At 67.6% G+C, this 23,371-nt stretch carries 22 protein-coding genes and 1 tRNA gene; 14 read left to right on the forward strand and 9 right to left on the reverse strand.

Features of this window, described 5'->3' with window-relative positions:
* Positions 1–78 precede the first annotated feature (78 nt).
* Together R2733_11850 and R2733_11855 are read right to left on the reverse strand one after the other, a co-directional pair.
* The gene (locus tag R2733_11850) at positions 79–711 is read right to left on the reverse strand and encodes a response regulator transcription factor (GenBank protein MEZ5377191.1); all 633 of its coding nucleotides are present in this window, start codon (positions 709–711) and stop codon (positions 79–81) included.
* The gene (locus R2733_11855; GenBank protein MEZ5377192.1) at positions 708–1,913 is read right to left on the reverse strand and encodes an ATP-binding protein; all 1,206 of its coding nucleotides are present in this window, start codon (positions 1,911–1,913) and stop codon (positions 708–710) included. Before R2733_11855 ends, R2733_11850 begins: the two co-directional genes overlap by 4 nt.
* A gap of 98 nt (positions 1,914–2,011) precedes the next feature.
* On the opposite strand from R2733_11855, the gene R2733_11860 reads away from it, so the two are divergent.
* Positions 2,012–2,641: a hypothetical protein gene (locus tag R2733_11860; protein MEZ5377193.1), complete on the forward strand. Its 630-nt coding sequence runs from the start codon at positions 2,012–2,014 to the stop codon at positions 2,639–2,641.
* 24 nt (positions 2,642–2,665) lie between these two features.
* Here R2733_11860 and R2733_11865 read toward each other — a convergent pair whose 3' ends face one another.
* The gene (locus tag R2733_11865; protein ID MEZ5377194.1) at positions 2,666–3,100 is read right to left on the reverse strand and encodes a PPOX class F420-dependent oxidoreductase; all 435 of its coding nucleotides are present in this window, start codon (positions 3,098–3,100) and stop codon (positions 2,666–2,668) included.
* Positions 3,101–3,268: 168 nt separating this feature from the next.
* Here R2733_11865 and R2733_11870 point away from each other — a divergent pair, with 168 nt between their 5' ends.
* Positions 3,269–4,261 carry a GlxA family transcriptional regulator gene (locus tag R2733_11870; protein ID MEZ5377195.1) on the forward strand — a complete coding sequence of 331 codons (993 nt, stop codon included), beginning with the start codon at positions 3,269–3,271 and terminating at the stop codon, positions 4,259–4,261.
* A gap of 68 nt (positions 4,262–4,329) precedes the next feature.
* Complete coding sequence (locus tag R2733_11875) at positions 4,330–4,938, forward strand: DJ-1/PfpI family protein (GenBank protein MEZ5377196.1); 609 nt, start codon at positions 4,330–4,332, stop codon at positions 4,936–4,938.
* Positions 4,939–5,068: 130 nt separating this feature from the next.
* Here R2733_11875 and R2733_11880 read toward each other — a convergent pair whose 3' ends face one another.
* Positions 5,069–6,064, reverse strand: a complete 996-nt coding sequence (locus tag R2733_11880) for a polyprenyl synthetase family protein (GenBank protein ID MEZ5377197.1) — start codon at positions 6,062–6,064, stop codon at positions 5,069–5,071.
* 254 nt (positions 6,065–6,318) lie between these two features.
* On the opposite strand from R2733_11880, the gene R2733_11885 reads away from it, so the two are divergent.
* The 4 genes from R2733_11885 to disA all read left to right on the forward strand — a co-directional run bounded on the left by R2733_11885 (position 6,319) and on the right by disA (position 13,129).
* Positions 6,319–8,853: an ATP-dependent Clp protease ATP-binding subunit gene (locus tag R2733_11885; GenBank protein ID MEZ5377198.1), complete on the forward strand. Its 2,535-nt coding sequence runs from the start codon at positions 6,319–6,321 to the stop codon at positions 8,851–8,853.
* 149 nt (positions 8,854–9,002) lie between these two features.
* Entirely contained in the window at positions 9,003–10,505 is a 1,503-nt protein-coding gene (locus tag R2733_11890; protein MEZ5377199.1) for an HAD-IA family hydrolase, read from the forward strand.
* A 110-nt stretch (positions 10,506–10,615) separates the two neighbouring features.
* Complete coding sequence (radA, locus tag R2733_11895) at positions 10,616–11,971, forward strand: DNA repair protein RadA (GenBank protein MEZ5377200.1); 1,356 nt, start codon at positions 10,616–10,618, stop codon at positions 11,969–11,971.
* Between the two features lie 84 nt (positions 11,972–12,055).
* Positions 12,056–13,129 (forward strand): DNA integrity scanning diadenylate cyclase DisA, encoded by a 1,074-nt coding sequence (disA, locus tag R2733_11900; GenBank protein ID MEZ5377201.1) that lies wholly within the window; start codon positions 12,056–12,058, stop codon positions 13,127–13,129.
* A gap of 138 nt (positions 13,130–13,267) precedes the next feature.
* Here the strand turns inward: disA and R2733_11905 are convergent, their stop codons facing one another.
* On the reverse strand, positions 13,268–13,927 hold the full coding sequence (locus R2733_11905; GenBank protein MEZ5377202.1) for a Crp/Fnr family transcriptional regulator: 660 nt from the start codon (positions 13,925–13,927) through the stop codon (positions 13,268–13,270).
* A 313-nt stretch (positions 13,928–14,240) separates the two neighbouring features.
* Here R2733_11905 and ispF point away from each other — a divergent pair, with 313 nt between their 5' ends.
* The 6 genes from ispF to R2733_11935 all read left to right on the forward strand — a co-directional run bounded on the left by ispF (position 14,241) and on the right by R2733_11935 (position 18,706).
* Positions 14,241–14,753, forward strand: a complete 513-nt coding sequence (gene ispF / locus R2733_11910; protein ID MEZ5377203.1) for a 2-C-methyl-D-erythritol 2,4-cyclodiphosphate synthase — start codon at positions 14,241–14,243, stop codon at positions 14,751–14,753.
* A gap of 12 nt (positions 14,754–14,765) precedes the next feature.
* On the forward strand, positions 14,766–15,812 hold the full coding sequence (gene rlmB, locus R2733_11915; protein MEZ5377204.1) for a 23S rRNA (guanosine(2251)-2'-O)-methyltransferase RlmB: 1,047 nt from the start codon (positions 14,766–14,768) through the stop codon (positions 15,810–15,812).
* Positions 15,809–16,897, forward strand: coding sequence for a hypothetical protein (locus R2733_11920; GenBank protein ID MEZ5377205.1), 1,089 nt, complete (start codon positions 15,809–15,811; stop codon positions 16,895–16,897). Before rlmB ends, R2733_11920 begins: the two co-directional genes overlap by 4 nt.
* Before the next feature lie 34 nt (positions 16,898–16,931).
* Positions 16,932–17,005 (forward strand) — tRNA-Thr (locus R2733_11925).
* Positions 17,006–17,057: 52 nt separating this feature from the next.
* Positions 17,058–17,663, forward strand: a complete 606-nt coding sequence (locus tag R2733_11930; GenBank protein MEZ5377206.1) for a LytR C-terminal domain-containing protein — start codon at positions 17,058–17,060, stop codon at positions 17,661–17,663.
* 32 nt (positions 17,664–17,695) lie between these two features.
* Positions 17,696–18,706 carry a glycerate kinase gene (locus tag R2733_11935; protein MEZ5377207.1) on the forward strand — a complete coding sequence of 337 codons (1,011 nt, stop codon included), beginning with the start codon at positions 17,696–17,698 and terminating at the stop codon, positions 18,704–18,706.
* Here the strand turns inward: R2733_11935 and R2733_11940 are convergent.
* The 4 genes from R2733_11940 to R2733_11955 form a co-directional block, all read right to left on the reverse strand.
* On the reverse strand, positions 18,684–18,875 hold the full coding sequence (locus R2733_11940; protein MEZ5377208.1) for a hypothetical protein: 192 nt from the start codon (positions 18,873–18,875) through the stop codon (positions 18,684–18,686). The two genes, R2733_11935 and R2733_11940, sit on opposite strands and share 23 nt — an antisense overlap.
* Before the next feature lie 20 nt (positions 18,876–18,895).
* A complete protein-coding gene (locus tag R2733_11945) occupies positions 18,896–19,786 on the reverse strand; it encodes a glucosyl-3-phosphoglycerate synthase (GenBank protein ID MEZ5377209.1) in 891 nt (296 codons plus the stop codon).
* Between the two features lie 265 nt (positions 19,787–20,051).
* Positions 20,052–21,761 (reverse strand): hypothetical protein, encoded by a 1,710-nt coding sequence (locus R2733_11950; protein MEZ5377210.1) that lies wholly within the window; start codon positions 21,759–21,761, stop codon positions 20,052–20,054.
* Positions 21,719–22,462: an RDD family protein gene (locus R2733_11955; GenBank protein ID MEZ5377211.1), complete on the reverse strand. Its 744-nt coding sequence runs from the start codon at positions 22,460–22,462 to the stop codon at positions 21,719–21,721. Before R2733_11955 ends, R2733_11950 begins: the two co-directional genes overlap by 43 nt.
* Before the next feature lie 67 nt (positions 22,463–22,529).
* Here R2733_11955 and fdhD point away from each other — a divergent pair, with 67 nt between their 5' ends.
* Positions 22,530–23,342, forward strand: coding sequence for a formate dehydrogenase accessory sulfurtransferase FdhD (gene fdhD, locus R2733_11960; GenBank protein ID MEZ5377212.1), 813 nt, complete (start codon positions 22,530–22,532; stop codon positions 23,340–23,342).
* The last annotated feature ends 29 nt before the right edge of the window (positions 23,343–23,371 follow it).

A 23,371-nucleotide genomic window follows, 5' to 3' on the forward strand; every position in this document is an offset into this window, starting at 1 on the left:
TCGACACCATTCGATCCGGTCACACCGGCATCACTCGATCCGGTCACACCGGCATCACTCGATCCGGTCACATCGGCATCACTCGATGCCGTGCTCCAAGGCGTAGCGCACCAGTTCCTGCTTCCGATTCAGATGCAGTTTGCCGAGGATGTTCCGCACGTGGTTCTCGACGGTCTTCGGCGAGATGTAGAGCTCCTCACCGATCTCTTTGTACGTGTGGCCCCGAGCCACGTACTGCAAGACCTCCCGCTCTCGGTCCGACAGAGGCTGTGTTCCTGTCGCCTGTTTCGCCATGCTGCGGAACTCGCCCAGGACCAGGCTCGCCAGCGCAGGCGAGAACACCGGCTCGCCCTGGGCGGCCTTCCACAGCGCCGTCCGTAGCTCATCGGGCGGGGTCGACTTGACGAGATAGCCATTGGCGCCGGCGGCCACGGCATCGAGGAGATCGCGCTCGGCCTCCGACACCGTCAGCATCACGATGTTGGTCATCTCCCCGCACTCCTTGGCCACCCTGATGCCCCCACCGTCGGGCATGTTGAGGTCGCAGACCACCAGATCCGGCTGGTGTTGTCTGATGGCGTCGATGGCCTCGGTGGCGTTGCCGGCCTCGGCCATCACGATGAAGTTCGGCCCGAGGTCGGCACGCACCCCACTGCGCCAGATCGGATGATCGTCGGCCAGGACGACCCGTACGTGCTCGGTGAAGCTCACAACCACATCCTTATCTCGGCCCCTCGGCCCGGTCGACCGTCGATCTCGACCCGGCCCCCGGCATCGCTGATCCTGGCCGCGATCGACCCGTTCAATCCTTGCCCCCGTTGCACGGTTGCGGGGTCGAAGCCCACGCCATTGTCCTTGACCGAAACGAACACGCCGGTGTCATCGCCTGGTTCGGCGTAGACGATCGCTTTGTCGGCACGCCCGTGCTTGGCTGCGTTGGTCAAGGCCTCGGTGACCGCACCGCCGATGGCGTGGACCGCTCGACGCTCACCGGGCGGGAGATCGGGGGCACAGATCACATCGACGTGCAGTCCGTCTCGACGCTCGATGCGAAGCGCAACGGCCCGGAGCGTCGCCGCCAGGTCGTCGTCGGTGTTCGCGCCGTGGAACGAGGCCGTGCCGTCGAACAGGTACTGGCGCAGCTCGAGCTCCTGCGAGCGAGCGAGCTCGACGAGTTCGCTGTCGTCACTACGACGCTGGATGACCGCCAGGGTCTGGAGCACGCCGTCGTGCAGGGTGCGGGCCACCTCCTCGCGCGCTCGGAACGCCGAGATCGATCGATCGGCCTCGGCCTGCTGGTTGATGAGGTAGCCCGCCACCCAGCCGCCGACGGCGAACAAGACGGTGCTGGCGATGCGGGTCATGCTCCACGCCGACTCGTCATCGGGGATGGAGAGCAACCAGCCGGCGTAGCGACTGAGCCCCAGACCGATGCCGGTGATGACGGCGGGTCGGGTACCGGCAGCGATCGCCACCGTGAAGATGACCCCGAGCGGCCAGATCGTTGGCAGGGCCTGCGAGTGGGTGGCTCCGTACACCCACATGTCGGCGAACAGCAGCGAGGAGGCGACGGCGATCTCCGTGGCGATCGGTGCCGGGCCGGTCAGCCGGTCGGGGTCGCGCTGGTACACGGTGGTCAGCCACCCCATGACAGCGAAGGCCGCGACCAGGAGCACGATGCCGATCAGTGGGTGGTCGACGCCGGGTTTGGCGTCGCCCCGGCGCTCCCAGATCTCCCAGAGGAACACCGCTGCCATCCATGTGCCGCTCAGCCAGCGGAAGGCGAGGATGCCGCGCAGCAGCGTGCGCCGAGTGGGCGGTGACACTCGGGGCGCACGCAGCGGGCCGATCAGCGGAAGCACCCGGCCCGCGGTCGGGTCGACCTCGGGTCGTGGTGGGGCGGCCGGCTCCATCGTGGTCAATCGGCCGAAGCGGTCGAGTGCTGAGGTGCCGCAGCCGTCACCGGGCCATCATCGCACGCCTGTTCCGGGGTGACCGGTACGCTGCGCGCATGTCAGGCACGCGGCGACGGTGGTGGCCGAGCTTGGCGGCGATCTCGATCGTCGCCTGCTTCGGCCTGTACCTGTGGGCGTGGAACGACGCCCAGCGGGCGTTCGCCGATGTACGAGTCGTCGCCGACGCAACGCCGCTGCAGTGCAGCGGGATCGAGCCGGGCTACGTCGAACAGGACATCGACACGTCGAGCACCTTCTCGTTCTGGCGGATCGAGCTTCGGCGTGCGATGCAATGCACCATCGAGTTCCACCTGCAGAACACGGGGACCCGCGAGGTCGACATCGACCATGCGCTGATCCCCTTCGGCGCTGCCCAGGCCCAAGGAGCCTTGGCTGTCCTGGTCGAGCCGGGATCGCTGCAACCAGCTCCCGCTGCGAACGGCCTCGACGCTCGGTTCGACTTCGCCCTGTCGCTCCGGCCTGGCGAACGACGGACGTTCCTCCTCACCGTGACGTTCCAGGACGGGCTCTGCTACGAGAACGGATCGTCGATCCTCTTCGAGGACTACGTACGGATCGAGGCGAGCCGGTGGTTGTTCAGCGGGCGCGTCGGAGTGGAACAGGTACCGATCGCGTTCACGGGGACCGGCGATTCCGAAAGCTGCCAGCCGACGACCGAGGGGTGAGTTTCGACGGCGACGTGTCCGCCGTCAGGCGGCAGCCCGATCTTCGATCCATGGGCCCACGCCGCTGATCCGATCGATGGCGACCCGCACGACCACACTGGTCGGCGAGTCCCGCATCGCCAACGGGTGACGGCGAAGGCCGGTGTACTTGTGGGCCAGAGCGTCCATCAGCGCCGGGTTGGGCCCGGGCTCGATGGATGCGGTTCCCCGGATCACGAGGTGACGCTGAAAGCCGCGCTCGTTGCGCTCGGTGTCTTCGATCGACAGGATCACCTTCGGGTTGGCCGCGATGTTGCGGGCCTTGATGCTGCCGGCGTCGGTCCCGAACAGCACCTCGTCGTCCTGGGCGATGACCCAGACCACCGATACCTGCGGCGAGCCGTCGGGGTTGGCGGTCCAGCAGTGCGCAACGGCGTCGGTGCCGAGGAGCGCCTGCATGGGTGCGGAGATCATGGTCATCGTGGTTCCCCCGATCCGATGTGACGAATGTCTCCCTGGCAACGCTCGCGCGCCGATGACGGATTGGCAAGGGGTTCGCTGTTTCGTGACCGGGTCGACATCATCGGGCGTCTTCGAGTGGCGGAAATCGTGGGTCTTGTGTCATTGACGCCATCGAGGCGGCTGCGCATGCTTGGTCACGTGCTCGTGCAGTTCCTCCTCTACCCCGGTGTCCAGCCACTCGACTTCGTCGGTCCTCACGAGGTGTTCGAGGGGGCGAACCGCTGGCTGGCGGGGCACCGTCCCCGCGCCGAGCGCTACCTCATCGAAGTGGTCGGCTCGATGCCCGGGCCGGTGGCGGGCGAGAGCGGGCTGGTGCTCTTCGCCGAGTCCTCGGTCGCTTCGGCGCGACCTCGACCTCACACACTGATGGTCCCGGGTGGGGGTGGGGTCTACGAGGCCCGCCTCGACGCCGGGCTCGTCGGCTGGTGCCGGCAGGTCGCAGCGTCGGCGGTGCGGATCACGTCGGTCTGTACCGGCGCCTTCCTGCTGGCCGAGGCCGGGCTGCTCGACGGTCGAAGGGTGACCACCCACTGGAGTCGGGCCGAACGATTGCGGCAGGAATACCCGGAGATCGACGTCGATCCCGATCCGATCTTCCTGCGTGACGGCAACGTGTGGACCTCGGCGGGGGTGACGGCCGGGATCGACCTGGCGCTCGCGTTGGTCGAGGCCGATCATGGCGCCGAGGTGGCCCAGAGCGTCGCCCGTCATCTCGTGCTGTTCCTGCGTCGACCGGGCGGACAGTCGCAGTTCGCCACCCCGGTCTGGAGTGATCCGGTCGGCCGGGTGGGGATCCGGGCTGCTCAGGAGTTGGTACACGAGGACCCATCGGCCGACCTCACCGTTCGTGCCCTGGCCCGAGCGGCCGGCATGAGTGAGCGGCACTTCACCCGCGTCTTCGCCGAGGAGATCGGCTGCTCACCGGCCCGCTATGTCGAACGACTTCGCATCGAAGCAGCTCGAAACGTCCTTGAACGGAGTGATGACGGCCTCGACACGGTCGCCCGTCGCTGCGGCTTCGGTTCGGCGGAGACCTTGCGTCGCGCCTTTCTTCGCCAGGTCGGCGTGACACCGGGCGCCTATCGCGACCGGTTCCGACTCGACAGCTCCGCCACGTAGACCGCCACACGTCGACCACTACACGTCGATCACCACATGAAGACCACCAACAGAAAGAGGGAACGCCAGTGACCACCTACGGATTGCTCCTGTTCGACGACTGCGAAGAGCTCGACTTCGTCGGGCCTTGGGAGGTGTTCACCGCCTCGGCCATGGTCCGCGAGAACCGGGAGGGCACCCGCCTCGACCGGGTCGTCGCCATTGCCGAGCACGATCGTCCGATCCGCTGCAACAAGGGACTGCGGATCCTGCCCGACCACACCTTCGATGACCACCCCGAACTCGACGTGGTGCTCGTACCGGGAGGGATGGGCACGAGGGTCGAGTGTGACAACCCGGTCCTGATGGCGTGGCTGGCCAAGGTCGCCGGCCCGGCCACCTGGGTCACGAGCGTCTGCACCGGTTCCTATCTGTTGCACCGTTCGGGCGTGGCCGATGGGCAACCGCTCGCCACTCACTGGGGCTTCGAGGATCAGCTCGAGGCCGATGGCGCCACCGTGCTTCGTGACCAGCGGTGGGTGCACAGCGGCAAGGTCGTGTCGAGTCAGGGAGTGTCGGCCGGGATCGACATGGCGCTGTGGCTGATCGGCCAGATCGACTCACCGGAGCACGCCCGACGGACCCAGCACTACATCCAGTACGACCCGGCGCCGCCGTACGCCGACGTCAGTTCCTGAGACCAGCAGCGACACCCCTCCCCGTTCTCGAGACCCAGTGCGACAGAACCGTCGCTCGGGCTCTCGAGAACGGCAGAGGGTGTCGCCTGGCGTCTCGAGTTCCGACGACTCGGGGCGGGCCGGACGGTGCTCAGGCGGTTTGGGGGCGGGGGACCGACTGGAGGAGGTGGTCGGCGGCGCCGGCGAGTGCGGTGGCCGCCGCGTTGGTGCTGACCTCGGCCAGCACGGCCTTCGCCTGAGCCACGAAGTCCTCGGCAACGGCGAACGCCGAATCGATCCCGGGACCCTGGCGCACGATGTCGATGGCGGCGTGGCGCTGCTCGGGGTCGAGGCCATCGGCCAGCATTTCGCGCAGGAGGGAGCCTTCGGGCCAGGCGAGGGTGTGGATGACCGGCAGGCTGTAGACGCCTTCGATCATGTCGTTGCCGGCCGGCTTGCCCAACTGTTCGTCGGTGGCGATGACGTCGAGGATGTCGTCGATCACCTGGAACGCCATGCCGTAGAGTCGGCCGAACTCGGTGAGGCGGTCGATGTCGTCGCGAGGTTGGCCCGAGACGATGCCGCCGATCCGGCAGGCGGCGGAGTACAGCGAGGCGGTCTTCCCCTCGATCGACGGGAAGTACTGTGCCTCGGTGCGCGTGATGTCGTACATCGTCTGGAGCTCGCCCACCTGGCCCCGGCAGAGCTCGGCGATGGTGGCGGCCAGGAGTCCGGCGACCTCGGTGCCGAGGTCGGCCGCAATCTCGGACGCCTTGGCCAGGAGGTAGTCGCCGGCGAGGATGGCTTTGAGGTTGCCCCAGCGGGCATTCACACTGATGACCTGGCGCCGCATCTCGGCTTCGTCCATGACGTCGTCGTGGTACAGCGAGCCGATGTGGACCAGTTCGACCGCAACGCCGCCACGGACGACATCGTGGTGGACCGATTCGCCGTCGGGTAGCGAGGCCGCAGCGGCCGCAATGGTGAAGAGTGGCCGAAGCCGTTTGCCACCCGCCTTGATCAGGTGTGAGGCGATCTCGGAGAGGTATTCGTCGCCCTCGATGTGGACCACGTCGAGCAAGGTCGATTCGACCCGTTCCTTGTCGTTCGGTCCGGTGGGAAGGAGTGCGAGCGGATTGGCGGCCACCCGACCACGCTAGAGCACCCGCCGGGCCGATCCTCAACCATGGCCGGTCACCCTTCGTGACCAGGGATCACGTGACGCAGCCGGCCGACGGGCGGCAACCGAGTGGGGCCCGCCGTGTGTCCAACGACCATCTCGAATGGGAACATCTGAGAAGTGCGCAGAGTTCTCACACCTGCGTCACGCGAGCCGACCTTGAGGGGACGGGCGCCGCTAGACTCACTCCACGTTCCTCACGCCCCACCGGGAGGAGTTCCATGTTTGAACGTTTCACTGATCGAGCTCGACGAGTTGTCGTGCTGGCCCAGGAAGAAGCCCGCCTACTCAACCACAACTACATCGGCACCGAGCACATCCTGCTCGGTCTGATCCACGAGGGAGAAGGCGTCGCGGCGAAAGCGCTCGAGTCGCTGTCGATCTCGCTGGAGGCCGTACGGAGCCAGGTCGAGGACATCATCGGTCAGGGTGGCTCGTCGCCGTCGGGCCACATCCCCTTCACCCCGCGTGCCAAGAAGGTGCTCGAACTGTCGCTGCGTGAAGCGCTGCAGCTCGGCCACAACTACATCGGCACCGAGCACATCCTTCTCGGCCTCATCCGCGAGGGCGAGGGCGTCGCTGCCCAGGTGCTCGTGAAGCTGGGTGCCGATCTCAGCCGGGTGCGCCAGCAGGTCATCCAGTTGCTGAGCGGCTACTCCGGTCCCTCGGGTTCGTCGGGTTCGGCCCCCGAGGCCAGCTCCAGCAAGCCCGGCGCCACGCCGGGTGGTGGCAGCGCCGATGCCCCGTCGGGGTCGTTGATCCTCGATCAGTTCGGTCGCAACTACACCCAGCTCGCCCGAGACAAGAAGCTCGACCCCGTGATCGGTCGCGATCGCGAGTCCGAGCGCGTGATGCAGGTCTTGTCCCGGCGCACCAAGAACAACCCGGTGCTCATCGGCGAACCTGGCGTCGGCAAGACCGCCATCGTGGAGGGACTGGCCCAGCGCATCGCCAACGACAACGTGCCCGACACGCTCCAGGGCAAGCAGCTCTACTCCCTCGATCTCGGCGCTCTCGTCGCCGGTAGCCGCTACCGCGGTGACTTCGAGGAACGTCTCAAGAAGGTCCTCAAGGAGATCAAGACCCGAGGCGACATCATCCTCTTCATCGACGAGCTCCACACCCTCGTCGGTGCCGGTGCCGCCGAAGGCGCCATCGACGCCGCCAGCATCCTCAAGCCGATGCTGGCACGCGGTGAGCTCCAGACCATCGGCGCCACCACGCTCGAGGAATATCGCAAGCACCTCGAGAAGGACGCCGCCCTCGAACGTCGGTTCCAGCCCATCCGGGTCGAGGAGCCCACGGTCGAGCACACCATCGAGATCTTGAAGGGCCTGCGCGACCGCTACGAGAGCCACCACCGGGTCACCATCACCGACCAGGCACTCGTCGCCGCAGCGAACCTCGCCGATCGCTACATCTCCGACCGTCAGCTGCCCGACAAGGCGATCGACCTCATCGACGAGGCCGGCTCACGCCTGCGGATCAAGCGCATGGCCACCCCGCCCGAGTTCAAAGAGCTCGAGTCCGAGCTCAACGGCGTGGTCGAGCAGAAGAAGCGTGCGGTCGAGAACCAGGACTTCGAAGAGGCCGGTCGCCTGCGCGACAAGGAGAAGGAACTCCTCGATTCCAAGGAAGCACTCGAGGCCGAGATCAAGGCCTCCGGCGTCGACCTGTTCGACGAGGTCGACGAAGAGTCGATCGCCGAGGTGCTCTCGATCTGGACCGGCATCCCGGTCTACAAGCTCACCGAGGAAGAGACCGAGAAGCTCCTCCGGATGGAAGAGGAACTCCACAAGCGGGTCATCGGCCAGGAAGACGCCGTCAAGGCCGTTTCCCAGTCGATCCGCCGGACCCGGGCCGGTCTGAAAGACCCCCGCCGCCCGTCGGGCTCGTTCATCTTCCTGGGCCCCACCGGTGTCGGCAAGACCGAGCTGGCCAAGACCCTGTCGTCGTTCCTCTTCGGCGACGAGAAGGCGCTCATCACGCTCGACATGTCGGAGTACATGGAGAAGCACACCGTCAGCCGCCTCGTCGGCTCGCCCCCCGGCTATGTCGGCTACGAGGAAGGTGGTCAGCTCACCGAAGCCGTGCGACGTAAGCCGTTCTCGGTCGTGCTCTTCGACGAGATCGAAAAGGCCCACCCCGACGTCTTCAACACGCTCCTCCAGATCCTGGAGGAGGGTCGCTTGACCGACTCGCAGGGCCGTTCGGTCGACTTCCGCAACACCGTGCTCATCATGACCTCCAACCTCGGTACCCAAGACCTGCGCAAGGCGCAGCTTGGTTTCGCCAAGGTCGACGAGGCCGTGTCGTACGAGCGCATGAAGCAGAAGGTCGACGACGCACTGAAGGTGCACTTCCGGCCCGAGTTCCTCAACCGTGTCGACGAGACCATCGTCTTCCACGAGCTGAGCAAGGACGAGGTCACCGAGATCGTCGACCTCCTGATCGCCCGCACCACCGAGCAGCTCGAGGGTCAGGGCATCGGACTCGAACTCACCACCGACGCCAAGCACCTGCTGGCCGATCGTGGCTATGACCCCACCATGGGTGGACGTCCGCTGCGCCGAGCCATCCAGCGCATGGTCGAAGACGTGCTGTCCGAGAAGCTCCTCTACAAGGAGTTCCGCGCCGGCCAGATCGTCGTCGTCGACGTGGTCGAAGACGACAACGGCAATCGTGAGCTGTCGTTCACGGCGCACGAGGGATTCCAGCCGCCGTCCACGCCCGAGTTGGCCGAAACCGGCGACTGATCCGGTTCGGCGGCGTGCTCGCCGTCGACCACACACATGCCGACATCGTGGGGTGCACCGCTTGGTGCACCCCACGGTCGCGTCCTGGATCCGGGGTGGCGATGCATCGGTGGCCGAGGAGCGACCGCCGGGCCGGTAGTGTGGCGACGGTGTTGAGCAGGTGCCGACGACGAACGACGAGTCAGCGGATCGTCGTCTGGCTGCTCGCCGGTCTGGCCCTGCTGGCGAGCGGGTGTCGCACCGACGTTCTCATCGGGATCGACGTCGAGGAAGACGGCTCGGGTCTCGTCACCGCCACGGTGATCCTCGACCGCGAGACGGCTGCTGCCGTGCTCGATCTGCCGAGTGCCGATGGCCTGGCGCTCGAAGATCTCTTCCAGGCCGGCTGGGAGATCGATCCACCGCAGCCCGACGACAACGGCGCCGTGCGAGTCTCGGCGTCCAAAGCATTCGGCACCCCGCAGCAGTTCAGCGAGGTGATGGCCGAACTTGCCGGCGAGCAAGGAGTGGTCGGTCCGTTCACCCTCTCGCGCGAGAAGGCGTTCGCCACGGTCGACTACCGGGTCGACGGGTCCCTCGCGCCCGTCAATTTCGAAGGCTTCTCCGACGACCAGCTCTCGGCCCTGCTCGGGCGCTCGGTCTCAGATATCGCCAGCCGCTACGGCGCGACGCCTGGTGATGTGTTCGTTTCCTTGACCGTGCGCATGCCGGGCACCGTCGACGGCGATGTCTCGGGCGGGTCGATCGACCCCGATGGTGCCGATACCGGACGGATCTTTGCCACCCGGCTCGATGCGGCGTCACCGACACCGGTGACGGTCGCTTCGTCGACCCGTGAGGTGGCGGCGCTGGTGTGGCGCGGGGTGGCGATCGTCGCTGCCGTTCTCGCCGTTCTGGTGGCATTCGGACACCTCCTGCGAGTCCTGCGGCCTGAGCGGCGCGGCAAGTCGAAGAAGCCCGCGGCACCCAAGCCCAAGGAACCGAAGCCGGTGATCAACGCGACCGAGGTCGCCGAGCCCGAGAGCGCAGACGACGACCTGCCCGCCGTCGTGGCCCTCGACGGCATGGGCGTGCTCTATCGCCAGGGCGACGACATCAACCAGCTGCTCGTCCCCTTCGTGCGCCAACGAGGGTCCGAGGTGAGCCACGACAAGATCGTGGCCCGGGCCCGAGCGATGAGCCTCGGGCGCATCACTGCCGCCGAGTTCTGGGCCGGCGTGGGTCTCGACGGCGACCCGAACGAGCTCGACGACGACTACCTCAATCTCTTCCAGCTGAGCCCGGGCGTGGTCCGATTCCTGCGCTACCTGCGAGAAAATGGCGTGCAGGTCGCCTGCGTCACCAACGACAGCACCAACTGGGCCACCAAGTTGCGAGCCAAGCACAGCCTCGAGGGCCTGATCGACCCCTGGATCGTCAGTGGGGCGATCGGGGTGCGCAAGCCCGACCAACCGATCTACGAGGTGCTGCGCCGTCTCACTCGAGCCGCCCCGTCCACGATCCTGGTGGTCGACGACGAACTCGACAATCTCGACGCCGCTCGACGCCTCGGATTTCGCACGGCGTGGTTCGCCCCCGAAGCCAATAACGAAGACGCACGCCAGCACGCGATCCTCCGCAGTTTCCAGGTCGACACGGCCCCGGTCGAGTAGCGCGTCGGGTGCTCGTGGGCGCCAGAGCGGACCGCTGACACCGGCGCCGACGGCGTGGGCCCTGGCGCCGACGACTCGGGCGTGTCACACGCCATCCGTAAGGTCTCGGCATGGCAAAACAACGTCGAGTGTTCGTGTGTCGAGCGTGCCAGACCACCAGCGTCAGCTGGACCGGTCGGTGCACGGGCTGCGGTGAGTGGGCCACCCTCGAAGAATCCGTTCCGAGCACCCTCACCCCTCGGCCTGCGGCCGCCGCCGTGGCGGCGCAGTCGCTGCTGTCGGTCGATCGGGCCACGTCGGTGCCGATCCCCACGGGTCTCTCCGAGGTCGACCGTGTGCTCGGCGGCGGCATCGTGCCGGGCTCGGTCGCTCTGTTGAGCGGAGAACCCGGCATCGGGAAGTCCACCCTGAGTCTGCAGATCATCCAGTCGGTGGCGGCGAGTGGCGGCACCGTGCTCCTGGTCACCGGCGAGGAAGCCCCCTCCCAAGTCGCCGGGCGAGCCGATCGACTCGGCCCGATCCCGCCCACGGTCTCGGTGCTCGACGTGGTCGATGTCCATGCCGTGACCGCAGCGATCGCCGAGATCGGGCCCCAGCTCGTGGTGGTCGACTCCATCCAGACCATGCACGACGCCGACCTCGACGGCGCGCCCGGCTCGGTTTCTCAAGTTCGCCAGGTGGCCGGCCACCTCGTCGCGGCGGCCAAGCGCCATGGCTGCACGGTGATGCTGATCGGGCACGTCACCAAGGACGGCACGCTCGCCGGCCCACGACAGCTCGAACACGTCGTCGACACCGTGTTGAGTTTCGAAGGCGACCGCAACGCCGACCTCCGACGCCTCCGGGCTGCCAAGCATCGGTTCGGCGCCACCACCGAGGTCGGATTGTTCGAGATGACCTTCGCCGGGTTGATGCCCGTTCACGATCCGTCGGCCCGGTTCTTGGCCGACCGCCTGACCGACGTCGCCGGCTCCGTGGTCGTCCCGATTCTCGACGGTCACCGCCCGCTCATGGTCGAGGTCCAAACGCTCGTGCAGTCTCGGGCCGAGGCGTCATCACAACGAACCACCCACGGCATCGGAGCAGCTCGTCTGAAGCTGGCCCTCGCCGTGCTGGCGGGTCGAGCTGGTGTCGACCTCGGCCCCTACGACGTCTTTGCTTCCGTTGCGGGTGGGGTCAAGACCGACGATCCCGGACTCGACCTCGGGTTGGCGCTGGCGCTCGCATCGGGAGCCTCGGGCGAGCCGATCGCACCGTCGGTCGTTGCCATCGGCGAGGTCGGTCTGGCCGGTGAGGTGCGTGCCGTTCCCCGCATGGACCTCCGACTCCACGAGGCCTACCGGCTCGGCTACCGAACCGCCATCGTGCCGGCATCCGCCGCCGATGGACCCGCCGGGTTGCGGCTCATCCGCTGCTCGCGGCTCGATCTCGCCGTGGCTGCCATCGCCCGGGCCCGGGCCGCCTGAGTCGCGCCGCTCTCACCGACGGCAGGCGGGTGCGTGGCGACGAAGGCCGTCCGGGCGGTCGCTTGCTTGCACTACAGTACGTCGATGGACTCGAGGGCAGAAACAGCACTGTTGCGGGCGCTGGCCCAGGTGGCGCCCGGCGCTCCGGTGCGCGACGGTCTCGACCGAGTCCTCCAGTCAGGCCGCGGCGGGCTGATCGTGATCGGCGATGGCCCCGACGTGCTCAACATCTGCTCCGGCGGTTTCCTGCTCGACGCTGCGTTCACCCCGCAGCGGCTGTCGGAACTGGCCAAGATGGACGGCGCGATCATCCTCGCCGCCGATACTTCCCGGATCGCTCGGGCCAATGTCCACCTCGTGCCGAACCCCAACGTCCCGACCTCGGAAACCGGCACCCGGCACCGCACGGCCGAACGGGTCGCTCGCTCACTGAACGTCCCCGTCATCGCCGTGTCGGAATCTCGCAAGGAGATCCAGGTCTACGTGGGGGCCCAGCGGCACCCGCTCGAGCCGGTCAGCCGTCTCCTCGAACGGTCGAACCAGGCACTCCAGACGCTCGAGCGCTATCGCATCCGGCTCGCCGCCGTGAGCAAGAACCTGACTGCGCTCGAAGTCGAAGACCTGGTCACGCTGCGAGACGTGCTCGAGGTGCTGCAGCGCACCGAGATGGTGGCCCGAATCGCGTCCGAGATCGAGCGCAACCTGGTCGAATTGGGCTCCGACGGGCGCCTGGTCCGCCTCCAGCTCGAGGAACTGGTCGGCGGCGTGGTCGACGATCGCCGTCTGCTGATTCGCGACTACTTCAACGAAGACGCCACGTTCCACATCGATGAGGCCATGGAAGCGCTCAACGAACTCGACGACGAGGCGCTCTATGACGAAGAGGTTCTGGCCAAGACACTGCATCTCGCCACCGGGATCCCCGACCTCGACGAGAACCTGGAGCCTCGTGGCTACCGCTTGCTTTCGACCCTGCCCCGGCTGTCGCCGCCGGTGGTCGACCTCGTCGTCGAGCGGTTCGAGTCGCTACAGCGGGTGCTGCGGGCCACGGTCAAGGAACTCGAATCGGTCGACGGTGTGGGCAACGCCCGAGCCCGAGCGGTGAAGGAAGCGCTCGGTCGCCTGGCCGAAAGTTCGATTCTCGACCGTTATCAGTGATCCGTGCCGGCCTTGCGCCGGCGGGTGAGCAGGTTGCGGGTGCGAGTGCCAGATCGAACGGACTTCGAGCTGCGAGTACCGGCGTGAACGGAGTTCGAGCTGCGAGTGTCAGCGTGAACGGAGTTCGAGCTGCGAGTGTCAGCGTGAACGGAGTTCGAGCTGCTCGCGATTGAGGATGCCGTAGCGGCGATCGCGCTGCTCGAGCCAGCCCAGCTTGATGAAGCTGGCAATCGCCTTGTTGACCCGCTCCCGGCTCGCTCCGACCATGCCCGCCAGCTCTTCCTGGGTGACGGGGAGGGCGAATTCGTCGGCATCGCCGGCGATTTCGAGCAATCGCTTCGCCGTCCGGCCGGTGACGTCGAGGAACACCGAGTCGGCGAGCACGCCGTCCATGGTGCGGACGCGAAGTGCGAGCAGCTTGACGACCTGCCACAGCTGGTCGGGTTGTTCGGCGTAGATCGCCCGCAGCGGGCCGTAGGGGATCCGAATGGCCTCGCTGGTCTCGAGCACTCGAGCGTCGGTCGAGCGGTTCTGCTGGTCGAACAGCGGCATCTCGCCGAACAGGTCGCCCGCCTCCATCAAGGCCACGACCGACTCGCGGCCGTCGATCGACCGGTTCACCATCGCAATCCGACCCGACACGGTGACGTAGAGATCGTCGGGCTCGTCGCCTTCGTTGAACAACACATCGCCACGCTTGAGACGAAGCTGTTCTGCCGACTCGGAGAGCGACACGAGCGTGTCCTCATCGAGGTGTTCGAACAGGTCGACTCGGCGAAGGAGGTCAAGGGGGATCATCTGGCAGACGGTACCGCAGAATCACGTGTACTCGCCGTTCGTCGGGCCTCGGGGGCCCTCCTCTCTTCCACAGTTCTGGCCCTGGGGGCCAGAACTGCTCGCCGTTCGTCGGGCCTCGGGGCCCTCGTGAACCCTTCGGCCCTGGCGGGCCTCGTGAACCCTTCGGCCCTGGCGGGCCTCGGGGGTTCCCCGAGTTCCTCGCTCCGCTCCGAACTCGCAATCCGGGCCTTGGGGCCAGAACTGCTCGCCGTTCGTCGGGACCCAGGCCTCTGGGGTTCGCTCGGGGGTTCTTGGGGTGGGGTAGGGTTTCGGGGTGAGTGATGGGATTCCCGAGTTCAGGATCGGCCAGGGGTTCGATGTCCACCCGTGGTCGAGCGACCCGGCCCGTCACCTGGTTCTCGGTGGCGTCACGTTCGACGACAGTCCGGGGCTCGCCGGTCACAGCGACGCCGACGTGATCGCCCACGCAATCACCGACGCCATGCTCGGCGCCGTCGGATTGGGTGATATCGGGCAACACTTCCCCGACACCTCGCCCGAGTTCGCCGGAGCCGACAGCTTGACGCTGCTCGCCTCGGCGCGTGCGGCGGTGGCCGATGCCGGCTGGCGTGTCGTCAACGCCGATTGCACCGTCATCCTCGACCGACCCAAGCTGGCGCCTCACCGTGAGGCCATGCAACAGCGGGTCAGCGAGGCGCTCGGCGCCCCGGTGAGCATCAAGGGGAAGCGCACGGAAGGGGTCGAAGGACTGGCCGGTGGCGTCCAGTGCCACGCGGTGGCCCTCTGTGTCCGCAGCGATGCTGCGATAGACAGGGCCAAACGATGAATCGGAGAGTCGATGGCAGGCAAACGTCCCGGTAAGGGCGGCCCCAAGAACACCGGCGCCAATCGGGGCACGACCGGCGGCAAGGGTGCACAAGGTGGTCGTTCGTCGCGTCGCGCCGCCGGGTCGGCTGCCGGCGGCCGTGGCGGGGCCGGCGCGGGTCGCAGCGGTGGCGCCTCGGGAGGACGCGCCGGCGCTCGTCGTGGAACCTCGACCGGTGACCCTCAGGGAACCAGCGGTGCTCGCAGCGGCCGCGGTCGGGCGCCGGGAGCTGGTCGCAATGCCAAGCGAGCGCCCAAGCGTGCACTCGGGGGTGACCAGGTCGAGGGTCGCCAGGCCGTGCGAGAACTCCTGCTGGCCGGAACGCGGCAGGTGCGCGAGATCTACATGATCGAGGATCTCGACGCTGCCGACATTCTCGACGACATCGTCGAGCTCGCCCAAGACATGCGCATCCCACTGCGTGCTGTGTCGCGACGCCATTTCGATGCCGAGGCGCTCACCGAGTCGCACCAGGGCGTCCTCGCACGCGCCGCCGAGCTTCCCGAACACGACCTCGATGATCTGGCACAGAAACCGGGAGCGTTCCTCCTGGTCCTCGACGGCATCACCGATCCGGGCAATGTGGGCGCCATGCTGCGCACGGCCGAGTGTGCGGGCGTCACCGGCATCGTCCTGCCCCGTCACCGGGCGGTGCATGTGTCGCCGACCGTCACCAAGATCGCCGCCGGAGCGATCGAGCACCTGCCGATGGCATTGGTGCCAGGCATTCCCGCCGCCCTGCAGCGGCTCCAGGATCTAGGTGTCCTCACGGTCGGTCTCGATATGGGCGGCGAGACCTCGATCTTCCAGCTGCCACTGACCCATCAGCAGCCGGTGGCGCTGGTGCTCGGCGCCGAGGGAAAGGGACTGAGCCGACTGGTGCGCGAACGCGTCGACCTCGTGGCCCAGATCCCCATGGCAGGAAGTCTGAACAGCCTCAACGTGGCGATGGCCAGCGCCGTCGCTTGCTTCGAGGTGGTCCGTCAGCGAGCATCCACTGCAACTGAGGAGGCACCATGAGCACCTACAAAGCGTGGGACGGCAACGATTATCCGTCGCCGCCACCTGACGGTTGGTACCAGGCCAGCGATTCGTTGTGGTGGCCCGAGGGCTACGGCCCGGGCCCGGCCGTCGCTTCCCCTGCCCCGGCGCCGATGCCCGAACCCGAGCCGGCACCGGCGCCCGCCCCGCCTCCCAGCTACGACGCGCCACCGGCAGAGTCGCCGAGTTTCGAGGCGCCAAGGGCAGAGTCGCCGAGTTTCGAGGCGCCAAGGGCAGAGTCGCCGAGTTTCGAGGCGCCAAGGGCAGAGTCGCCGAGTTTCGACCGCGATCCCACGACGGTCATGCCGACGCCGCAGCCCACCGAGTCGGGTATCGCCGGCCACCCGATGCCGGCGCCCGGACCGGCCGACTCGTGGTCGGCGCCCCCTGCTGGCGCTCCCACCGGATTCGGTGCGCCGGAGCAGCCGTCATGGTCGCAGCCCCCGGGTGCCACGCCTCCCGGTGGTGCACCACCGCCAGGCTTCGACACGCCATCGTCGGGCTCGTCATCCAACAAGCGGCTCCTCATCGGTGCCGCTGCCCTGCTTGCGCTTGTGGTGGTCGCTGGGCTGGCGTTCGTTCTCACCCGCGGCGGTGGCGGAGACGATGATGATGTCGTGGCGTTCGACGCAACGGCCGTCAAGGGCAGCGCTGCCAATCCGCACACCGCAGGCGATCTGGTTCGCCTTTCCTACGACGATCCCGACACCGGCGCTGCGACCGAGTGGACGATCGAGGTCGTTGCGGCACCGGTCGATTCCTCGGCCGGGGGCGGCGACACCGCCGACGCCACGGTCAACCTCCGCGTCGCGCTGGCGAAGGGCGACGCGCCCGAGACATTGTCGGTGCTGACGTTCACCGCCGTCAGTCCCGACGGGCGTCGCACCTCGACCGGCAGCTGTGCGCCGCTGTCGACACCGTTGCCCGAGGATCGCCTGGTGTCGGTCGGTGAGACCGCCGAAGGCTCGGTGTGCTGGCAGGTGCCGGCCGCCGATCTCGGAGCCCTCACCATGCGCGTGGAGGTCGACGGCATCGACGGTCGGGTCTACATGAAGTTGCAGTGACGCCGAGGTCAAAGCGTCTACGATTGTCGGCCACGCCCGTGTAGCTCAGTTGGCCAGAGCGCCGCTCTTGTAAAGCGGATGTCGCCGGTTCGAATCCGGCCTCGGGCTCACCTATGTTCGCCACACCAGTCGCCACATCACTTGGGCAGAGGAGTCTCACATGACCGCAGGGGCACACGACGCAGGTGGCGGGTTCAGCCGATCGGCGGGAACCAACGCCGCTCGAGGCGTGCTGGTCATCATCGCGGCGGTGGCTGTCGGCCTGCTCCTGATGTTCCGCGGGATCGGCGATTCGTCGAACGACACCGCCGCCGACGCCACGCCGGCCGCAGATGGTGGTGGCGACACCAGTGATGCAGCAGCCGCCGGCGACACCTCCACCACGGTGCCCACCGGCGACACCGTGGTCGAGAGCACGACCACCACGGTGTCGGCCCCACCCCGTGATCCGAGTGAGGTGAAGGTGCTGGTCCTGAACGGCACCGACGCCACCAGTCGTGTTGCCGGCGTGGCCGGTGCCGGCACCGATCTGCTGAAGCCGTCGAACTACATCACCCTCGAACCGAAGGACGCCGACATCAACGGCCCGTCGGCGGTGTTCTACACCGAGGGGTACCTGGCCGAGGCCAACGCCGTGGCCGCTGTCTACGGCGTCGACCCCGCCACGGTCGTGCAGCCGCTCGATCCGACCGCTTCTCCCATCGCCGACACCCAGGGAGCCAACATCGTCGTGCGCATCGGGTCCGACGGCGTGATCAAGGTCTGACGGTCCGCGCACTGTCCGTCGAGCAGGTCACGGTGCCCAAGCCCAAGGTCGTCATTGCCTTCGACAAGTTCCGAGGCTCGGCGACCGCCACCGAGCTGAGCGAGGCGGCGGTAGGGGCGGCCGATCGGTTGGGCTGGGACAGCTGCGCGATCCCGCTGGCCGATGGGGGCGAGGGATCGCTCGACGTCATCGGAGGACCGAACAAGACGACGGTCGTCACCTCGCCACTCGGCGATCCGGTCGAGGCCGGCTGGCGGCTCGACGGTCGGACCGCCTATATCGAGATGGCCGCCGCTTCGGGGCTCACCGTCGTCGGTGGCGCCGACCAGAACGACGCCGTGGCTGCCGACACCACCGGCACCGGTGAATTGATCAGTACCGCCATCGAGCTCGGCGCCACGACCGTTGTGGTGTTCCTGGGCGGGTCGGCCACCACCGATGGGGGGTGGGGAGCCATCCGAGCCATGCCGCCGGCGCCGCGCATGAAGGGCATCGAACTGATCGTCGCCTGCGACGTTCAGACTCGATTCGATGAGGCGGCGACGGTCTTCGGCCCGCAGAAGGGTGCCTCGCCGGCACAGGTCAAGTTCCTGACTCGTCGCCTCCAGCGCCTGATCCAGGTCTACCAGGAGAACTACGGCATCGATGTGTCGGAGGTACCCGGCGCCGGCGCAGCGGGCGGGCTCGCCGGTGGCTTGCTCGCCCTGGGTGCCCGGCTCGAATCCGGGTTCTCGGTGCTCGCCGAGCGAGCCGAGCTCGATGTCGCACTCGTGGGGGCCGACCTCGTCATCACCGGTGAGGGCTATCTCGATCACGAGTCGTTCAACGGCAAGGTGGTCGGCGGCGTGGGGGCGTGGTCGGCGGCCGAAGGCGTGCCGGTCGTCTCGATCGTCGGCGATCGTGATCCCTCGGTCGAGGCCCCGGAGCACCTGCGTGTGGTGTCGCTCGTCGAAGCGTTCGGCCTGGACCGGGCGATGCACGACACCGTCGAGTTGGTTGCCTCGATCGTGGCGGACGAACTCAGTCGTCGTCACCCGACCTGAGGCGCGACACGCCGTAGATCACCGCAGCGATCACCGCGCACAGCAGGGCGAACTTGAGGCCCCCGACGATGGCGCGCAGCATCCAGCGCAACACGAACACACCGACGATGCCGGCAGCGACGACGGCGACGATCGGGGCGAGTGGTGGGCGTTCGAGCTCCTCGGGCACGCCCCGACCCTAGTCGACCACTACGCGGTGTCGACCTCGACCATCGGCGGCAGGTCGCCGACGGTGATCGTGGCGTCGCCAAGGGTCGGCCGGAGCAGGGTGAGGTCGCCGATGCCCTCGACGATCTCGGTGACCGTCGCGTGTCCGGCGCGGCGCAGCACCATGTTGGTGATCGCCGCCGACTGTGGGCCGAGTTCGCGGAGCGGCCGATTGCGGTGGATGCGGGTACCGAGATCGACCTGGGCGATCGAGTCGGCGCCGAACCGTTCGGTGAGGTCGATCAAGAGCGCAAGATCGACCGCATAGCCCCGGCTGAATGGCACCTGTTCGAGGACCGCTCGCCGCCCGGCGAACTCGCCCGACAGCGGCTGCACCAGAGGGCCGAGGTGCGGGAAGAGACTCGAGATCAATGGTCGGGCGACGAGCTCGGTGACTCGACCGCCACCCTCGCCGTCGTCACGCAACGGTCGGCGGTAGAACCCCTTCGTGAATCCGATGTCGGGCTCGGTCAGCAGTGGGCCGAGTGGACCGAGGATGAAGCGGTTGTCGTAGTTGCGGATGTCGGCATCGCACCAGCAGACGATGTCACCCGTCGACACGTGCAGCGACTTCCACAACGCCTCGCCCTTGCCGTGGCCGGCGCCATAGCGGGGAAGAATCTCGCCGGCCGGGTAGACGTCGGCGCCCGCCTGGCGGGCGACGGCGGCGGTGTCGTCGGTGGAGTGGTCGTCGATGACGATGAGTTCGTCGACCAGCCCCACCGACCCCATCAACCCGTCGCGAATGGTGGTGATGATGGCTTCGATCGTCGTCGCCTCGTCCTTCGCCGGCAGCGCCACGGTGACGGTCGTCGATCCCTTGGCTTCACGGAGCCGGTCGACGGTGAACGTTTCGTGGTCGTAGATGCGCATGGTGTGCGGAGATGGCTGTCCGAGGTGGTGGCTGGACCGCTGCCGGCCCGGTGTCAGGGTTCGTTCACCGGGGGGCCGTTTGGATCATTTGACTCAGCACCGCCCGAATCCGACCGAAGCTATCTGTGTCGAGGTCATCTCTCCCCATCTGGCCTCAACACTTCTCGGCGGGAACCGGGATATCGACCGGCGGCGAAAGCCGCCGGTCGAGTCATTTTCGGCGCCGATCAGGTGAGCGAGCGAACGCTGACAATCCGGGCGGAGATCACTGGAAGGTGACGATGACCGGGAGCGGTGTGACGGCGTTGGTCTGCTCGGGTGTGGCCATCGGGGTGTCCTCGTCGAGGAAGTTCTTCCAGCCCCACCACAGGTCTTGCTCGGGCCCGATGGGCGCGCCGAGCATCGTGTCATACGTGCCGTACTTGGTGCCGAGCGGGCCCTGGCCGTCGACGTGGATGACCACCGCCAGTTCCGGTGGCGTGCGGATCAGCTCCCGGTTGGTGACCATCTGCGTCTGGAACTGGTGTACGACCAGGGCTTTCTGCGGCAGCTTTTCCTCACGCACGATGTCGACCAGGTAGTCCACCACCGTGTTCACCTCCGCCGCGTCGACGGTGCCGACTCGCACGAGGTGCACATCGTTGGGACCGATACGCCATTCGGGATCGAGCGCGAGGCCGACGTTGGGCAGACGCAGGTATTCCTCGTAGGTCTTCGCCTGGGTGAGGAAGTCGGTGCGGCCCGGCTGCAGGTCGATGATCACGTAGACATCGTTGGCTGCGGCCACCTCGATCCACTCACGTAGCGCTTCGGGCTCGAGTTCCTTGGAGTAGTTGCCGTCGTCGCCGGCCTGTGAATCGGCGACCGTGGCGATCAGCTCGAAACCCGGCACGAGGAGCTCGTCGCCGATGCGGTAGGAGTCGACGACCGGTGCGAGCCGGTCGATCGTCGCCTGGGGGCCCTGCTCGCCGAGGAGACCGAGGCGGAAGGTGACCGGACTGCCGTAGAAGGCGATGATGCGGCGGTCGGGGAAGAGGGTGGTGCCGCCACCGGGCAGTGTGGTGCCCGCGAGTGCCAACTCGGCTCGCCACTGATCGGTGGCATCGAGGCCTTCGACGAAGGACAGCCGGGTCGGGTCGACCAATGACAGATCGGTGGCCAGGACCTCATCGGTGAAGCCGGTGATCAGGCGAGTCGTCCCACCACCGGCGGCGATCGCCGGTAGTGAGGCGAGCAGTGTCGTTTCCTGCTCCGGGCCGGCGACCCAGGTGTGCACACCGGCATCGGGCGGTGGGGCCGAGTCGAGTCCGAGCGTGACAGCGTCGGCCGCGGGAGCGATCGCCTGTGACAACTCGGCGTCGATGAGCGATTCGATGGCGTCGCGCTCCTCGGGGAGTCCGACCCACAGGGCGACGCCGGGATCGAGCCGGTCCAGCTCGGCGATGGTGGCAGCGAGCACGTCATTGGTGGTGGCCGCATCCGAGTCGTCGGCGCTGGTGCTGTCGTCGGTCGAGTTGGCGTCGGCGGTGCTGCCGGGTTCCGCCGTCTCGTCGGTCGAGGCAGTGTCGGTGGTCGAGGCAGTGTCGGCGGAGCTCGAGGGCGGGGCATGCGGGTCGACGAGGACGATCGGCGCGTCGGACTCGATGGCGAGGTCGACGGCAACCTCGAGGTGCTCGATATCGCTCACCACGACCAGATCGGCGCAGACGGGATAGACGAGCTGACTGACCAGGATCGACGCGGCCACCGGGTCGGCCGGAATCGCAGTGGCCGGATCCAGCGGCTGGGGGCTGCAGTCGGGCGGCGTCGGTTGGTCGAGGGACGCGCCCCCGGCCGGTGCCACCTCCTCGATGCCATTGGTGCACGCAGCAGCGAGTACGAGGGGCAGACCGAGGGTGATGAGCAGGCGAGGCAGCCCGATGCGGTGCGTGCTCAGGCTCGTACCACCACGGTCGAAGACACCTTGTCGTGCCACGTCTGGTTCTTGTCGTCCCACAGCATCCACAGGTAGCCGAGCCCGCAGATCAGGGAGCTGATCGCGCTGAAGAGGTAGCGAACGAAGGACATACCGAATGACGGCGGCTCGCCGTCGGCGGTGCTCGCCACCCGGATGCCGAGCATCTTTCGGCCGGGAGTCTGGCCGGTCTTCGCCACTGATCGGACGTAGTACATGACGGGCACGATGAAAGTGAAGAGGAGCCACAGCCCCACGGCGACCGCCAGGATGCCAAGAGAGGCGTCTGTGGGTAGGTCGCAGGTGGTGACCTCACCGTTGACGGTGCACGGCTCGGGTGTGGTCTCCCATTGGCTTGCGACCCACAGCCCCAGTGGGATGGCGGCGACGAGCGAGATCAACCATATAAGAAGGCCGTCGAGGAGGCTGGCGCCCAGGCGGGCGCCGAACCCGGCGAGGACGCCGGTGGCCGGTTGTGGGAAGTGCGTGCCGCTGCCCATGGGAGGTGGGGCGCCATACCCGGGAACCTCGTGGCCGCCGGGGTAGCCCGCCGGTGGGGGAGTGCCGAACGCCGGCGGCGGTGCGCCGTAGGCCGGAGCACCGGGCTGTGGTGCGCCGTAGGCCGGGGCACCGGTCTGAGGTGTGTCCATCGGCGCGCCGGGGGCGGCCGGCGGCGGAAAGCCGGGTGGAGGAGCGGCGTTTGGATCGAACGGCTGACTCATCGAGTGAAAACACTATGGGTTTTGCTGCGGTGTTGTGCCTCGCTGACGAATGTGGTCCGCTGATGACATGAGCCGATCGACGACGCAGCGCCTGCTGACGCGGAAGGTGCGCGGCGATGAGGCGAGGCTCGTCCCCGACGATCTCATCGTCGAGGAACCGCTCAGCATCGAACTCGACGGCTCGCTCGTTGCCAGCACGATGCGAACGCCCGGCAACGACTTCGAACTGGCGGCAGGGTTCTGTTTCACCGAGGGTCTGGTCGGCCCCGGCGACGTACAGACGATCCGCTACTGCGGAGGTGGGTCGGCGGTGGCCACCGAGTTCAACGTCGTCACGGTCGAGACGGGTCGCTCGAGCGCGGTCGCGACGGACGACGCCAGCTCGGCCCGCCGAGGGCTGGTGTCGTCATCGTGTGGGCTGTGCGGCAGCGACGCCATCCACGAGCTGGCCGACCGCATCGGCCCGCTGCCGGAGCACGAGCCGTGGGACCGTGACCTGCTGCTGAGCCTGCCGGCGCAGGTGAAAGGGCACCAGCCGCTCCACGACGCCACCGGAGCAGTGCACCTGGCCGCAGCAGTCGACCGGTCCGGCGCCGTGGTCGTGGCTCGCGAGGACATCGGCCGTCACAACGCCGTCGACAAGGTGATCGGTCGGCTGCTGCTCGATCGAGCGCTGCCGGCGAGCGATCTGGCCCTGTTCGTATCGAGCCGAGCGTCGTTCGAGATGGTGCAGAAGGCGTGGGCCGGCGGGTTCACGGCCCTGGTCGCGGTGTCGGGACCGTCGGCGCTCGCCGTGCAGTCTGCCCGCCGGGCCGGCATGACCCTGGCCGGCTTCGCCCGCGAGGGCCGGGCCAACTTCTACAGTCCCGACGGCGCCTGATCAGGTCCGGCGACGTGTGCTCCCTACAC

The sequence above is a fragment of the Acidimicrobiales bacterium genome, assembly GCA_041394265.1.
GTDB lineage: Bacteria > Actinomycetota > Acidimicrobiia > Acidimicrobiales > SZUA-35 > JBBQUN01.

Bases quoted from the DNA above. Each gene is read 5' to 3' on its own strand.
- rlmB (MEZ5377204.1), top strand. From the start codon at position 14,766: ATGGCAGGCAAACGTCCCGGTAAGGGCGGCCCCAAGAACACCGGCGCC.
- R2733_11945 (MEZ5377209.1), bottom strand. From the start codon at position 19,786: ATGCGCATCTACGACCACGAAACGTTCACCGTCGACCGGCTCCGTGAA.
- R2733_11860 (MEZ5377193.1), top strand. From the start codon at position 2,012: ATGTCAGGCACGCGGCGACGGTGGTGGCCGAGCTTGGCGGCGATCTCG.
- R2733_11870 (MEZ5377195.1), top strand. From the start codon at position 3,269: ATGCTTGGTCACGTGCTCGTGCAGTTCCTCCTCTACCCCGGTGTCCAG.
- R2733_11930 (MEZ5377206.1), top strand. From the start codon at position 17,058: ATGACCGCAGGGGCACACGACGCAGGTGGCGGGTTCAGCCGATCGGCG.
- R2733_11865 (MEZ5377194.1), bottom strand. From the start codon at position 3,100: ATGACCATGATCTCCGCACCCATGCAGGCGCTCCTCGGCACCGACGCC.
- R2733_11905 (MEZ5377202.1), bottom strand. From the start codon at position 13,927: ATGATCCCCCTTGACCTCCTTCGCCGAGTCGACCTGTTCGAACACCTC.
- disA (MEZ5377201.1), top strand. From the start codon at position 12,056: ATGGACTCGAGGGCAGAAACAGCACTGTTGCGGGCGCTGGCCCAGGTG.
- R2733_11855 (MEZ5377192.1), bottom strand. From the start codon at position 1,913: ATGGAGCCGGCCGCCCCACCACGACCCGAGGTCGACCCGACCGCGGGC.
- fdhD (MEZ5377212.1), top strand. From the start codon at position 22,530: ATGAGCCGATCGACGACGCAGCGCCTGCTGACGCGGAAGGTGCGCGGC.
- R2733_11885 (MEZ5377198.1), top strand. From the start codon at position 6,319: ATGTTTGAACGTTTCACTGATCGAGCTCGACGAGTTGTCGTGCTGGCC.
- R2733_11955 (MEZ5377211.1), bottom strand. From the start codon at position 22,462: ATGAGTCAGCCGTTCGATCCAAACGCCGCTCCTCCACCCGGCTTTCCG.
- radA (MEZ5377200.1), top strand. From the start codon at position 10,616: ATGGCAAAACAACGTCGAGTGTTCGTGTGTCGAGCGTGCCAGACCACC.
- R2733_11920 (MEZ5377205.1), top strand. From the start codon at position 15,809: ATGAGCACCTACAAAGCGTGGGACGGCAACGATTATCCGTCGCCGCCA.